Source organism: Nonomuraea sp. NPDC004702, assembly GCF_053601695.1.
Genome location: NZ_JBSGCE010000129.1, coordinates 1 through 13,976, shown reverse-complemented (window position 1 = coordinate 13,976; position 13,976 = coordinate 1). Strand labels below are relative to the sequence as shown.

The following is a 13,976-nucleotide window of genomic DNA, read 5'->3' as shown; positions in this document are numbered from 1 at the left end:
TCTTCCTTGGCCACGAGCTGGCGTACCAGTGCGACATTGCCGATGGTCAAGCGGTGCAGCTCGCGGGCCAGAGTGCGTCCGAGCATCGCGACGGCGGCCGCCTCCATCCTGTCTGAGCAGGCGTGCGACATGATGAGCACGCTGCCGGGCGCCAGGTTCCGGGCCAGGCCGGCCACGACGCCGGCCGGGTTGTCCTCCTCTGAGACCCAGTGCAAGACCCCGACGACGCTCGCCACGACAGGCTGACCGAAGTCGAGCCAGCGGGCGGCGTCCTCCAGGACGGGCTGAAGGTCCCTTAGATCTCCCTGGACGACGCCGACATGGGTCTGAAGTCGTGCCAAAAGCGCGCGCGCGTGAGTAACGACGACGTCGTCGTGGTCGACGTACACGACCCGGGCACTGGGACGCGCCGCCTGCGCGACTTCGTGCACGTTGAGATGAGTGGGAATTCCGGTGCCGAGCTCTAGGAATTGGCTATGGCCGCGTTCGGCGGCCCAGGTGAGCGCCCGGATGAGGAACTGCCGGTTGGCCAGGGCGGCCGCGCGCGTTCCAGGCGCGGCCTTCTCCATCACCGCCGCCGCTTCGGCGTCCACGGCGTAGTGATCCTTGCCGCCAAGGAGGCAATCGTAGACGCGCGCGGCGTTCGGTCTGGAGGAATCCAGCTCTGGCAGGACGAGAGGCGGCCACATGATGCTCGCTGTCATCGGCGCCGCGCAGCGGCGGGGGGTGGGCGGCGGGCGCGACCAGGGGCCCGCACGCGCGGGAGCGTGACGGCGAACGGCGGGAGGGCCGCGGCCTTCGCCGTCGAAGGCCTCGGGCTGGCGACCAGCCAGGACGAGCGCGAGGGGACCCCGTCGCGGTCCGCGAATGCGATCATCGTGACCCCGGCGGCGCGAGCGGCCGGTCCGCCGGCTGACCCGAGGACCGCCCGCGGGACGCGCGCCGGGCCAGGGGCGGTGCGGCGCGGGTGGCTCACCAGGCGGGCCACCATGCGAAAGACGCGGCTTGTCATCCGATCTCTCGCTCCGGCCCGGACGTCGCCATATCGTTTCCGGCGCCATGGCAGGCCGTCGGGCGTGTGTTGGGTGGATGCCATGAGGACCGAAGTTCGTTCCCCTGCCGCCAGGCGGAGGGTCTGCCGCCGTTGAGAATACGGCGCACCTCTTCCGCTGTTGGCAGCGTCGCGACGTTGACCGAAGTGGCGGGCACCGCCCACATGGTGCTCGGTCGCGCCCATGAAGGCACACCGAGTGCCGGCAGGGGGAGCCACACCTCCACCGGCGGATCCAGCGGATCCAACGGTTCGGGTTGGGTGAAGACGAGAAGGTCATCGTCACCGAGCAGCATCGGCGCCCCTGGCGGCATCTTGGCCTGATCCCAGGCGCGCAGCAGGCGCAAGCCCTCGGCCTCGGACAGGGACATGGTGTCGAAGGCGACGCCGACCCGCGCGAGCACGCTCGCGCCAGGGTTGATGGTCCACCTGGCGCGTAGCGCGTCCGGATCTACGCTGGGACGCTGCTGTCCGTCGGGATGGCGGCCCGGCGCGCCGCACAGCTCGTCCCCGCACGAGCAGCCGCTCGCGGTGATGTGGGTGCCGGCCATGATCGGCCATCCCCATGAGGCGTAGAGTAGCGCGGTCATCAGCGGTGTCGGCGCCGTCGGCCGCGCCCTGCCTTTCGGCGAGCGGCTGTCCATGCCTCTACTAAACCTCGAAGATCAGGGCCGCGACAGTGTTCAAATTGGGTTCACTTCTCCGCGAGGGTTCAAAAGGGGTTCACTTCGCCTGTTTTGTTTTCGGTACGTTCTTTAGTCTTCCGCCTCACCCTCTTACGCTCTGTGAAGGATCGAAGCCGGGTACGTCGCGGAGGAACACGGTATGGACGCGGCCGCGAATAGGGAGTTGGCCAGCCTGATGGCCGAGGCCGGCATGTCCAATAAGAGGCTCGCCGGGAGACTGCGCGACCTCGCGGTGTCGCGTGGCCTGCCGGGCTCGTACACGCACGTGTACGTCGCTCGCTGGCTGGAGGGCATGCGTCCGCGAGGAGAGACGCCGCACCTCATCGCGTCGGTGTTAGGCCGTGAACTCGGGCGGGTCGTCACCTTGGACGACATCGGCATGCCCACCAGCACGGCGCACCTGCCTCCCGGGTTCGGCCTGGACTTCGCCACCACCCCGCAGACGATCTTGCGCACGGCCCGGAAGCTGTGGGAGGCGGATCTGACGCGCGAGCGGCTGCTGCGCTTGAACGACGTCCCGGCCAAGACTCTCCTGTCTTCGATGGGGCTGTGGTTGATCGCGGCACCCGCCAAGCCGCCGCGGCGCAGCGGACGCGCCCGCAAGGTCGCCGAGGCCGATGTGGAACGGGTGCGCTTGACCACGCACATGTTCGATGACCTCGACCACCGTTTCGGAGGCGAGTACCGCCGTCAGACGGCCGTGCAGTACCTGCATGGCGAGGTCGGCGAGCTGCTGCACGGCCAGTACGTCGCGGCGGTGGGACGGGAGCTGTTCGCCGCCTCCGCCGTGATGACGTACAAGGTCGGCGCCATGGCCTACGACTCAGGCCTGCATGGGTTGGCGCGCCGTTACTTCATCCAGGCCTTGAACCTGGCGCACGTCGCCGGTGATCGTCCCCTGGCCGGCAAAGTGTGGGCTCTGCTCAGCCACCAGGCCAACTTCCTCGGCGAGTACGCCGACGCGGTCGCCTTCGCCCGCGCGGCCAAGCTCGGCGCGCAGGGCGCCGCCACCCCCACCGTGCAGGCCATGTTCTGCGCGATGGAGGCCCGCGCGCTGGCCAGTATCGGCGACCGGCGCAACGCCGTCGCCGCGCTGCGGGAAGCCGAGCGCCTCCATGACATGGGCCGGCCCGACGCCGAGCCGGCCTGGATCGCCTACTTCGACCGAGCCGAACTCCACGACGAGTTCGCCCACACCTTCGCCGCCTTGGGTGACAAGACCGACGCCATCGAATTCGCTCAGCTGGCGCTGCGCGAATCCACCGACCGCTTCCCCCGCTCCCGGGTGTTCGCGCAGCTGACGCTCGCCGGCGCCCACCTGGATGGCAAGCCACTCCAACGGGATGTGGAGCAAGCCTGCCAGGTCGCCGGCGCCGTGCTCGACCGCGCCAGCCGGATCAAGTCAGCGCGAGTACGTGCCTACGTCACCCGGTTCAACCACCGTTTGACGCCGTACGAGAACAAGACCAAGGCCGTGACCGATTTCCGCGGCCAGTGGCATGACCTACTGCGACGGTGCGCGGGCTGACGGCTCGGGTCACGTTCCTGGGGTCCATGCCCTGGCGGTGCTCAGATCGCGCGAGGTGGAGATGCGAAGATGAACTTCAGGGATCAGGTGCGGCTCGCGGCCGGTGCGGCTGGCAAGCCAGGTCGTCATCCGCGGCCGCCGCGGGCGGGCCAGCTCGGCCAACCCCTCCCACCGCATGACGTCGACGCCATAGGCGTGCGCGAAGGAGGCGTACTCCTTGGCGGTGTACCAGCCCACGAGGTGGTAGTTCGCGACGACGACCAGGTCCCACTCGACGGGGCCGATGGAGAACCGTTCGAGGTCCAGCGTGACGGTGCCGTGGCCGCGGGCTCGGATGAGGTTCTTCCTGTGTGGGTCGCCATGGATGGCGCGCGGCGCGCCCGCGAAGGGCAAACGGGCGTACGCGGTCCGCGACCGCTCCACGAGTTCCCGCGGGAGACGCCGGTCGCGCTCGTGGAGGCCGGTCGCCTGGCCGATGTGAGCCTTCCGCCGTTCGAACGGGTCGAACGGGTCGAACGGGTCGAACGCGGGAAGCGTCCCGCCGGGTGGGTTGGGAAGCGCGTGCGGGTGCCGCGGCAGCGCACCCATGCCGGCCGGTCGTCCCTGCCCCGGACTGAGGATCTCCTCCCAGAAGGTGATCGGCCGGCCGTGCGACATCCCCGGTTGGACGGCGATCACGGTCGATGGCCGGATCGCCGGCAGGCCGTGCTCGGCGAGCTACGCCGCCACCTGGAGTTCCCGCTGGAGGATGGGCAGCGCGTCCATGCCCCACGTCACCCGGGCGACCACGCGCTCGAACGGCAACCGAAAGACGGCGTTATCACCGACGGGGCCCAGCGGCCAGGCGCCCGACCCGTTCAGCCCTGTCCGCTCACAGGCGAGCCGGCGGGCGCCAAGGGCGGCGGCCGCGGTGAACGACGTGGCCGCGCCGTCGGCCGTCACGACAGGAGGCTAGGCGGGCCAGCGGTGGTCATCCCGTCCAGGATACGAACAGATCCGTCGCCGGGAGCGGGCAGGCTCGCACGGAGTATGACGGGCCCGCTGACGCTACCCATGGTCCAGGTGGGGCCGGCGAGTCGAGGACCGTGCGCGGCCAGCCGGTCGCGCACCCGCGCCGATGTGACGCGCTCGCGGCCTACCTGGACGGGCCACGAGCGGCCAGCTGAGGCGGGTGTGACGGACGAGGCTCGGGTGACGCTTGGAGAATGTTCCACGCCGCGCCGCGAGAATGCTGGATTAGTGATTCAGGGATTCGATATAACTGGCGACCATGAGCGGAAGCAGACGTGGACCCGAGCCCAAGCTGGGCGTTGCCCTGGGGAAGAGGTCGTTTCCCCTGCGCCTGCCGGACGACCTGCGCGATCTGGTCGCCGATCGCGCCAAGGCGCATGGAATGTCGATGAACGAGTATCTCGTGCGCATGGCGGCCCGGTTCGAGGGCTACGACCTGACGGCGCCGCCGCCTGCCTCATCGCAGGAGCCCTTGCCGTTCACCATGGACGAGACCGCACCCCCGAGCCAGACGAGCGCGGTCGCCGCGTGATTCTTCGGCTGGCGAAGATCGAAAGATCGGAAGGAGTGCCCTGATGTAAGGGCAGCGGTGCGAAACCCGCGGAAAATGATGCGGGCCCTAGAGCAACTACTTGGCGGTTGCGGCTCTAGGACCCGAGAGACATTCCGGCCCGGCTTGAGCGTTGCCGGTCCTGAGGTCCCGTTTCACGAGCGCTTTGCTCGTTCACAGGCCCCGTGACCCTGGCGCCTTCGTCGTGCCGGTGTCCAGAAGCTAGGAGCCACGATAGACGATGGCCCCCTGGCGCCGCCACCTGTGCCCGCGATCGGCGTGTCGCATTTGGGCAATTCCGGCTGCGCCAGTTCGGACAACTTCATACCCGCCCACGCGGCCCGTATTCCTCACAACGGGCACGAAGGCCTGGTCGAAGCCGTGTCGGACCACGCGCTCGCGGTCGAGACATACGCGCGAATCGTGCCTTTGCTCGCCCAAGGACTACGCGTTCGGTTGTCGCCCGACGGAGGTAAATCCTTTCCTGATGGCAGGCATTCGCGTCCGCTGACCGCGCGTCGGCCCCGGCAGCCCTCCACGCCGTCCACGATCGCCTTGTACACCGACGAAGGCGAGAGCCGCGTGCTCGCGGCGGACTTCGACGTCTCGGCCGCTCTCAGCCAGGGCCTTCCCCGGCGAGAGGCGGTCGCGCTGGTCGCGCGTGAGGCGGTCGCGCTTGTCGCGCTCATCGAACGGTGTGGCGGCCGAGCTGTCACCGTGCGCTCCCCCAGCGGCGGCCGCCACGTGTGGGTGCGCTGGCAACGACTGATGCCACGAGGTGACTTGGGCCTGCTGACGCGGGCGCTCCAGCTGCGCTTCACCACCTTGGACATCAAGCCGATGTGCCTGTCGGGACAGATCCGGCCCCCGGGCGCGCTGCACAAGACCGTGGCCGGCGAGATCACCGGCTACATGCTGCTGACCATGCCCGTCGACGAGGCCGAGCGGATCTTGCGCCGTCCCTGCGGGCCCAGCGTGTGGGCACGAGTCCATCAGGAGCTCACCGCGGAGCTCACCGCGCTCACCGCGCTCGGCAGCTCTGCCACCCGCGGTGGCGCGGCCGGCCATGGCGACGCCACCGATATGCCCGGCACACCTGGCACCAGTGGCCGCACCTGCCCGCGATGCGACCGCGAAGTCGGCGTGCCGCTCGATGACGACGGCCACCCGTGGCTGCCCCGCCCCCGAGGACCCCGTCCCCTGTCTCCGGCCATGGAGGCGCTGGCCCGTCGCGGTGATTGGGAGCGCCTGGGCAGCCCCTCGGCTTCGGAGTGCCGCCTCGGACTGCTCAACTCGATCGCCGCGGCCGGCCTGCGCCACCGCGACCTGGTCTCCAAGATGCGCGCGGGCCAATGGCCCGGGCTGGAGCGGCTGCTGGGATCTCGCGGCGTCGCCCGGCGGGCGCGCCGGTTGCGCTGGGACTGGTGGAAAGCCGTCGTCGGCACGGCCTTTCATCGACATGCCCGCAACTGCGACACAAGCCCGAGAAACCCTTCCACAACCCCCGCCCCTCCCCCGGCCCGCCCAGCGCCGCCGCCGGGCGACGCCGGTGGCTGGGACGCGATGGAGCCGACCGCTCTCTCCCAGCAAGAAGGCTCGTTCGTCACGGTCGCCGGCCGGCACAACCTGAACGTGTGGGGGCTGACGACGAGGCTCACCCCCCAGGAGGCCGACGATCGTGTGCTCGACTGCTGGCAGGAGATCTTGCGTTGGCGGACCTGCGTGTGGGTGGCGGAGCGAGATCCTGAGCGTGCCGCCCGTTGGGGGCGGGCGGCACCGGCGATCCGCTTGCTGCTGCGTGGCATGATCGTCGCGGCCCGCATGAGCGGCTCGTCAACGCCCGCCTTCGGAGTGAGGTCGCTGTCGGAGCTGGTCGGCCTGGACTACACGACGATCGCCCGACACCTGCGCCTGCTGCGGCAGGAGGATGATCCGCTGATCACGCTGGAGAAGCCTGGCCGAGGCAAGGAAGCCGACCGATACAGGCTCATCGTGCCAGCCGCGTATCGGGCGCAGGCCCGCTGGATTCGATGGCGAAGCGGGCATATCGACGTCTTGCACCCGGCGTTTCATGAACTTGGCCCTGTGGCCGCGCTGGTATTCGAGGCGCTGTCGTCCTGGGAGACAGGCTCGAGTGAGGTGGCCCGGGCGGCGTCGCTGTCGAGATCGGCCACGCTCGAGGGGCTGCGCCTGCTGGGCGGCTACGGGCTGGCGGTGCGCGAACGCCACGGCTGGGTACGCGGCCGGCGCTCGCTCTCGGAGGTGGCGGCGGAGCTGGGAGCGGATGTCGCCCTGGCCGACCGGCGGCGACGGTATCGGGAGCATCGACGCGCCTGGCATGAGCTGATCGACTCATGGCGACAGCCGTCATCGCCGACCGCCAGGCCGGTCGACGTGACGTACGGGCGGGACGCGCCGTGGCCGTCGGCGCCAGCTGATCACGGGCTGGAGGACGCCTACGACGACGCGGGCATGGCTGAGAGGGTGGAGCCGGTGATGCCGCGACCGCTGAGGGACGGCCGTGCTTGGCCGGAGACGATCCCCGACTGGCCTGAGCGAGAGCCGACAGGGCAGCTTGAGCTGTTTCGGGCGCTGGCTGGATGACCTGGCCGGCCCGGAGCCCGGCTTGGCGCCAGAGGCGACGAGGCCGCCGAAGGTCCAGGCACGCGGCTCCGGCCAGGGATAGCGCCTGGCCTGTCGCTGGTCGTCGCCATGGTCCCCGCCCAGCCCTGTCACGGGTGAACCGGGCGCGGCGCTCGAACGCGCGGCCAGCTGCCGTGTGCTGGGTTCTCGCCAGGCCCGCCTGAACGCCAACCGCGGCCCCGAACGGCCCTCGGGGGTGGCGAAGGATGGATTCCACGACGCCCGAGTGGCTCTAGTGTCTGGTGGTGAGGTCGTCTCTGGCGTGTGCCGCGGTCAGTGGGATCGGTGTCAGGCCCCTCAGCGGCGCCGTGATCTCATGCCGGATCTTGGCGCCGCTGGATGATTGGCAGGACCCGGCGCGCGTGGCGCGAGCGACGGGTCGAGGGCTGGACACCGACCTCGATCGAGCCGCGAAGTGCGGGACGACTCGTGGCTGGCCGCGTTCCTCCGCTGGTGCCGCGTTCGCTGCCCGGCGCTCGGATCCCCCAGAGCCACGCCACGGCCGCCCCGCTGTCGCTCCGGATTCCGTGGGCCTGTGGCGAGGACCGCCACGAGGCGGACTGGGACGACTGGAACGGCTACCAGGCGTGGCGGCAACGCTCAGCGGCAACGCGGCGCCGATCAGTGAGGCCGGCTGGCGGAGCGAGGCGCCTTCGTTCGAGCCGCCCTCCGATGGGAAGCGCGGGCGTTGGCCGTGGGAGCTGAGGCCGTGTGGCGATGTTCGCCGACGAGCTCGGGCGGCTATGTGGTGGAAGGCGCGGCCGGCGGCGAGGACGTCCGCGGGGCGAACGTCTCACGGGTGCCCCTGAGTATGTCGCGGCTCCGCCTTGGCATCGGGTCGCGCGGGCGCATGGGCGCTGGACCGCCGGGCGAGGGCTGGCGCCGCGAGGTGGACGAGGAACGCGACGCCACGTTCGCTGTCCGCGAGCGGACTACAGCTTCAGGAGGATGGCTGCCAGCTCACCATCGATGTTCGGACGATCAGAGCCGGGCTAGACCTTCCGGGAGGCGAGATGCCACAGCGACCGCCCCCGGCGCCAGATGTTCTCCACGCGCGCCGAAGCGGTCAGGCTGTGCCCCACGTCCGCGCGTGACCACCGGCCACCTGGCCGCGATCTGGCGCGCGCGGCGCCGCGATCCCCGCGACGACCAGGCCGGCGACCGCATCGCCACCAAGCTCGCGATCGGTGGTACGCGGACCAGGGCTGGCGGGACGCCGGTAGGCGCTCGGGCGGTGAGGCCTCGATCAGCTCGTTGGAGACTGATGAGCGGAGGCGCCTGTCGCCTCGGAGGCATGCCTGGCCGGGCCACGGCCGCCGCTGTGGCCGCGACTGCGACTGATCCGGCCGAGTCGAGCGTGCCCGGAGCGAAGGAGCGGCGCTACCACCACGGAACCCGATCACGCCGCCTACGCATGTCCGTGTGTACGGGCCAGGGCAGAGCCAGGGACAGAGGGCGCTGGCCCACACTTGAGGGCCCGGGCACTCCGTGGCGGTATAGCGGAGCGCCCCTCGCTCCCCCGAGCACTGCGATAGCGTGATCTGACCCTCAGCGTCGCGCGGGGGGCACCGAGCGCATCGTCACCGCGGGGAGTACGGCCATGGTCCCACCAGCCGAGACCTTCCGCCCTCATGTCGGGGCGCACCTGATCCTCATTCACGACGGCGACGTGTTGTTGTCGCTTCGCGCGAATACCGGCTTCGCCGACGGCTCCTGGTCGCTGCCCGGTGGCCGCCTGGAGGCGGGGGAATCCCTGCCCCAAGGCGCGGCCCGCGAGGCTCGTGAAGAACTCGGCATTGTCATCGACCCCGCCGACCTGGCCTTCGCTCATCTTTGTCACCACGCTGATCCCGACGGCCAGGCTCGCGTTGGCGTCTTCTTCGCCGCCATCCGCTGGGCCGGGGAGCCCGTTAACGCCGAACCCGGCAAATGCGACAAGATCGATTGGTTTCCCCTCGATAGCCCGCCCAGCGACCTGGTCACCTATATCCGCGCCGGCATCGACGCCTACCGCCACGGCCGCCCCTTCAGCCTCGACGGTTGGCCGGCCTGTCCGCGTAAGGACGCCTGATCTGGTCGTACGTCCCCGTACTTCGACAGGCGTATCGTTCTCTCCTTCGCGCCAGCGTTTCTCGCCAGCGGTGGCTTGATCTCGAACTCTCGGCCGCGCGGCGGCGGCGCCGGAACGCCGCGTTAACGCTGCCGCTTCCTCAAGATCAGCCTGAGGTCGCCACCCACGCGGGCCCCGCCGCGGGCATGGAAGCGCCGCCCCGCGGCGACGGCGCCAAGGGGCCGCGCCTGAAGGCGTTGATCGCCAGTGGGGCGGCCCCTGTAGCGTGGCGAGCGGACTCCCCGGTCCTCTCGCCATCGGGCGAGACCCCGCCCTTCATCCGGTCGCCCTGGACGGCTCCGCCGGGGCTGTTTGGCCTATGCGTGGCCCGCGCCACCCACCCGCGCGCTTCTGGCCGAGGAGCCGGTACGTGGGGAGCGGGCGCCGGATAAATGGCGAACCCGCCATGGCGACAATAGGTGATAGTTCAGATACTCTTGGCCCTAGCTCTTCTTTGTCCGATCGTGAAGACCTACCTCTGCCTTCCTTGGGAGGTCTTGTGTCTGGTTTATCCGAGATTGCGTCGCCAGTCAATCACGAAGCATTTCACGAAGGCCCGCGGCGGCTTGGCTCACATCTCCCTCCGCGCGATCGCGACTTCACCGGCCGGAAGAGTCGCTCAACGAATTAGGGCGCCGGCTCGCGAGTGAGGCGACCACACCGGCCCCGCCCGAGGCGCTGCGTAATATCGGGTGTGGCCGCCCCGAATCTCCATCGGATACGTATACAGAAACAGCAAAAAGTATCATCCATCTGACGGATCGCCGCAGAACAGACTAACTCGATGCTACAGTCCCTAATCGAGCTCGGTGACCAGATGGAGCCGTGGGCGGGGGCCGCCCGCGGTGCCGTTCCTACGGCGCTAGAGACCTCGCGGGTAGAGCGGCCTTAGTCCAACTGGCTTCCGCTCTCCGACCGCGCCAGGAATCCGGGCGAGGTTAGGAAATTCTTTCTCAACGACGGACCTGGGCGTGTGATGGTAACCTCTCGTAACTCTCAATGGTCTACTAGGGCCAGCTCTCTTGAGGTTGATGTTTTCTCCCGACCGGAGAGCATCTCGCTTATCAAGCGGCGCAGCCCGCGGATTCCGCACGAGGCGGCCGACAGTTTGGCAGAGGCCCTGGGAGATCTTCCGCTCGCCGTCGAACAGGCCGCCGCGTGGCTGGCCGAGACGGGGCTGTCCGCGCGCCAATATCTGGAACTCTTCGAGATCAAACGCGCCGAGCTGCTGGAGGCGGCCCCGCCAGTGGACCGCGACCTGCCGGCGGTGGCGGCCTGTAATATCTCCCTCGACCGGCTGCGGGAAGACTATCCGGCGGCGCTGCAACTGCTGCGGTGCTGCGCGTTCTTCGCGCCCGAGCCGATCGACTGCGACTTCTTCTCGGCGGTCCGCGGGATCAGCGCTCCGCCGGCGTTGCGGGCCGCGCTCGACGACCCGATCAAGCTCTCCCGGGCCGTTCGCGAGATCGGCCGCTACGCCCTGGCCCACATCGACCATCGCGACTCCACCATCCAGGTACACCCCCTGGTCCAGCGCGCGCTCATCGAACAGATGAACCCGCGGGAACGCGCGGAGACGCGTCACCGCGCCCACGAGATCCTGGCCAACGCCGACCCCAGGAACCCGCAGCGGCCGCGCGAATGGGCTCGGTACGCAGCGCTACTACCGCACGTGCGGGCCACCACCATGGTGGAGTGTGGGGATCCCTGGGCCCGCCAGCTCGTCCTCAACGAGGCCCGCTTCCTGCTGGCCCGCGGCGACTACGCCGAGGCGCTCGAACTCGCCGAGGAGGCCGCCCGGATCTGGCGACGGGCGCTCGGCGGCGACCACGAGCACGTGATTGAAATGGATCAGGCGCGCGCCGAGGCGCTGCGCTGGCAAGGCCGCCACAGCGACGCCTACACGCTCCAGTCGGAACTGGTCGAGCGCTGCCGCCGGGTGCTGGGCGAGCGCAACGAGAACACCCAACGCGCGCTGAGCGTGCTGGCGATCCTCCTGCGCCTGCGCGGTGACATCTACCGGGCCCGCGAGCTCGACCAGGCCGCCTACGAGACCACGCTGCGCGAGTTCGACGCCGATGACCCCAGCACCCTGCAGGCGGCCCACAACTACGCCGTCAGCCTGCGTCTGGCCGGTGACTTCGAGGAGGCCTACCGGCTGGACGAGGACACCCACCAGCGGCTGGCCGAGGTGCTCGGCGACGATCACCGGCAGACGCTCAACAGCCTGCACTCCCTCCACATCGACCAGCGGGAGCTCGGCCGCTTGCGGGCTGCGCTGGAAGGACAGGAGAAGCTGCGTGACCGGGCCGTGCGGCTGCTAGGCGAAGACCACTCACTGACCATCTGGGTCACCCGCGAGCTCTCGGTGACACGACGCCAGACGGGCGACCACCAAGGCGCGTTCGAGCTCTCACTCCAAGCGCTCGAACTCCTGCGGCAGGTGCGGGGAGACAGGTCACTCGACACGGTCAGGGCGGCCCTGAACCATGCCACCGACCTGCGCCAGACCGGCGACCTGCCAGGGGCGGCGGAGCTCGGCAGGGAGACGATGGAGCGATGCGGCGCGATGCTCGGCCCCCGGCACCCCCACACGTTCGCCACCCAGACGAACCTCGCCGTGACGCTGCGGCTGCTCGACCGGCTCGACGAGGCGTTCGAGCTGAACAGCACGGCCGTCGACGGGCTCAGCGCGGTCCTGAAGCCCGACCATCCCCGCACGTCGCTGGCCAGGACCAACCTGGCCAGCGACCATTTCGCGATGGGCCGCTTCCAGGATGCCTACCACATCGACACGCGGGTCCTGGAGCTCAGCACCCGCGCGCGAGGGAACAAGCACCCCGCGACCCTGGCCGTCATGGCCAACCTATGCCTGGACATGCAGAGCCTCGGCCTGACCAACGAGGCCAAAGAACCGCGAAGCAAGACGCTGCGGTTGTTCCACGAGGTCCACGGCGCGGAACACCCGGCCACGGCCGACATGGAGAACGGCGTCAGGGCCAACTGCGACATCGACCTGCTCAGCATCTGACGCGATCGCGGCCCACGGCGCGTGAGCCGAGCCACTCGGCCAGTTCCTCAAGTCCCAGGTGGCTCTACGTCACGGCGTGGCGGAGCGGAGCGTAGTGCCAGGACCAGTTGCGGGCGCGCCACCTGAAGCGACGTCCGCGAATCTCCCGCCAGTCCCAGCCCGATCCAGGCTTCGGGGTTCGAAGACATCAGCGATACAGGAGTAGTGCCTTGGCGACGCTCTGAGCCGTCAGCGCGGCGTGGGTGGGTGTGGCGCCGGCTATCTCAAGGGCGACCCCGGCTCGTGTCTCCAGCGCGGCGCACGCTCGTTGAACGCCATCTGGCCTCCGCGACGCGGCCGGGCCGGCCAGATCCGCGCGTTGCCCAGGAGACCCCGGTGGCTCGTTCTCATGCGCCACCGGGCAGTGATCGCGCGCGGGGACAGGCAGAGCGGCCAGCGGGGGCCAGCCCGTCTCGCCTGCCCGCACCACCACGTGGACTGCTCGCGACCTGACCATCAGGTCACGCCAGCACAGGTCGGCCAGCCGGGCGCCCTAGCGGCTCACCAGCTTCTCCCGTCCGCCGCAGCGGGCGAATCATCGTCATTCTGCTCGCCGAACGCTCATCCGCCGTTTGGATTCGCGCCCTCACCATGCGCTGCGCCTGCCGCGCGTGGACGACTCGCCCGCCGTCGCCGAGCGGGCCTCCACCTCACGCTCGCCCGCCGGTAGACGGCTCAGGCGACCGATCGGCGACCATCGGCGGGATCAACCGGCGAGTGGGCATCGCGAATCGCAGACGCCCTGGCGATGGGCTGTCCCGGGTGGAAGATCGTCGGCGTGGCCGCGCGTCAGCGAGACGTGCTCTGGCCGGCAGCGTTATACATCTCCTTGATCACGGCGACGATGACGTCGGGTTCGTCCAGGTGGACGTTGTGACCAGCTCTGGTCGTGACGATGTGCCGGCTGTTGTTGGAGAGGGTTGCCAAATCCCGCTGAAGGGGCATCCACACTGTCATCCATCGGCGTACGAAGTCCGGCTCGTTGTGGGTGCCGTAGGCCCCGACGGGGGTGAGGCTGCGAGTGACGACGGTGAGAGGTAGGTCGCCGAAGTGACAACGTTCGGCGATCATCGCGCGCTTGCTCGACGCGCCGGCGCCGATCAATTCGGCGACGACCGCCCGGCGCCGACGACTAGGCCGTGTTTCATAAGGCATTGAGCCACTGGTTGATCGCGGCGATGATGACGACGGCTTCGTAGCGTACGGCGAGTTTGTCGTAGCGGGTCGCCATACCGCGGTTGCCTTTGAGCAGGTTGATGCCGCATTCCACGGCATGGCGCAGCCGGTAGATCGTGGGGTCGAAGGCGGGTGGGCGGCCTCCCTTCGA

9 protein-coding genes and 2 pseudogenes are annotated in these 13,976 nt (G+C 69.5%); 5 read left to right on the top strand and 6 right to left on the bottom strand.

Annotated features, from left to right (window positions below):
• Positions 1 to 689 (bottom strand): SAM-dependent methyltransferase (locus tag ACWEJ6_RS52555; protein ID WP_452433181.1); only part of this gene is annotated, 689 nt, incomplete at its 3' end.
• A 319-nt stretch (positions 690 to 1,008) separates the two neighbouring features.
• Positions 1,009 to 1,695 carry a hypothetical protein gene (locus ACWEJ6_RS52550; protein ID WP_452433179.1) on the bottom strand — a complete coding sequence of 229 codons (687 nt, stop codon included), beginning with the start codon at positions 1,693 to 1,695 and terminating at the stop codon, positions 1,009 to 1,011.
• Between the two features lie 181 nt (positions 1,696 to 1,876).
• Between ACWEJ6_RS52550 and ACWEJ6_RS52545 the strand changes: the two genes are divergently transcribed.
• A complete protein-coding gene (locus ACWEJ6_RS52545) occupies positions 1,877 to 3,265 on the top strand; it encodes a hypothetical protein (protein WP_452433178.1) in 1,389 nt (462 codons plus the stop codon).
• 9 nt (positions 3,266 to 3,274) lie between these two features.
• On the opposite strand, the gene ACWEJ6_RS52540 is transcribed toward ACWEJ6_RS52545, so the two are convergent.
• Positions 3,275 to 3,853: a phosphotransferase family protein gene (locus tag ACWEJ6_RS52540; RefSeq protein ID WP_452433176.1), complete on the bottom strand. Its 579-nt coding sequence runs from the start codon at positions 3,851 to 3,853 to the stop codon at positions 3,275 to 3,277.
• Positions 3,854 to 3,982: 129 nt separating this feature from the next.
• Positions 3,983 to 4,207, bottom strand: coding sequence for a hypothetical protein (locus ACWEJ6_RS52535; RefSeq protein ID WP_452433175.1), 225 nt, complete (start codon positions 4,205 to 4,207; stop codon positions 3,983 to 3,985).
• Between the two features lie 328 nt (positions 4,208 to 4,535).
• Between ACWEJ6_RS52535 and ACWEJ6_RS52530 the strand changes: the two genes are divergently transcribed.
• The 4 genes and pseudogenes from ACWEJ6_RS52530 to fxsT form a co-directional block, all read left to right on the top strand.
• Entirely contained in the window at positions 4,536 to 4,808 is a 273-nt protein-coding gene (locus tag ACWEJ6_RS52530; protein WP_452433173.1) for an Arc family DNA-binding protein, read from the top strand.
• A 282-nt stretch (positions 4,809 to 5,090) separates the two neighbouring features.
• Positions 5,091 to 7,430 (top strand): hypothetical protein, encoded by a 2,340-nt coding sequence (locus ACWEJ6_RS52525; RefSeq protein ID WP_452433172.1) that lies wholly within the window; start codon positions 5,091 to 5,093, stop codon positions 7,428 to 7,430.
• Between the two features lie 1,639 nt (positions 7,431 to 9,069).
• Positions 9,070 to 9,540, top strand: coding sequence for an NUDIX hydrolase (locus ACWEJ6_RS52520; protein ID WP_452433170.1), 471 nt, complete (start codon positions 9,070 to 9,072; stop codon positions 9,538 to 9,540).
• Positions 9,541 to 10,486: 946 nt separating this feature from the next.
• A pseudogene (gene fxsT, locus ACWEJ6_RS52515) lies at positions 10,487 to 12,610 on the top strand (FxSxx-COOH system tetratricopeptide repeat protein); the annotation flags it as partial.
• An 828-nt stretch (positions 12,611 to 13,438) separates the two neighbouring features.
• On the opposite strand, the gene ACWEJ6_RS52510 reads toward fxsT, so the two are convergent.
• Together ACWEJ6_RS52510 and ACWEJ6_RS52505 are read right to left on the bottom strand one after the other, a co-directional pair.
• Entirely contained in the window at positions 13,439 to 13,804 is a 366-nt protein-coding gene (locus ACWEJ6_RS52510) for a hypothetical protein (protein ID WP_452433168.1), read from the bottom strand.
• A pseudogene (locus ACWEJ6_RS52505) lies at positions 13,794 to 13,976 on the bottom strand (IS5-like element ISDge16 family transposase); the annotation flags it as partial. The pseudogene ACWEJ6_RS52505 and the gene ACWEJ6_RS52510, both read right to left, overlap by 11 nt.

What these genes read in the sequence shown, in the direction of transcription:
- ACWEJ6_RS52545 (WP_452433178.1), top strand. Translation starts at nt 1,877, where the DNA reads ATGGACGCGGCCGCGAATAGGGAGTTGGCCAGCCTGATGGCCGAGGCC.
- ACWEJ6_RS52510 (WP_452433168.1), bottom strand. Translation starts at nt 13,804, where the DNA reads ATGCCTTATGAAACACGGCCTAGTCGTCGGCGCCGGGCGGTCGTCGCC.
- ACWEJ6_RS52550 (WP_452433179.1), bottom strand. Translation starts at nt 1,695, where the DNA reads ATGGACAGCCGCTCGCCGAAAGGCAGGGCGCGGCCGACGGCGCCGACA.
- ACWEJ6_RS52530 (WP_452433173.1), top strand. Translation starts at nt 4,536, where the DNA reads ATGAGCGGAAGCAGACGTGGACCCGAGCCCAAGCTGGGCGTTGCCCTG.
- ACWEJ6_RS52520 (WP_452433170.1), top strand. Translation starts at nt 9,070, where the DNA reads ATGGTCCCACCAGCCGAGACCTTCCGCCCTCATGTCGGGGCGCACCTG.
- ACWEJ6_RS52540 (WP_452433176.1), bottom strand. Translation starts at nt 3,853, where the DNA reads ATGGGTGCGCTGCCGCGGCACCCGCACGCGCTTCCCAACCCACCCGGC.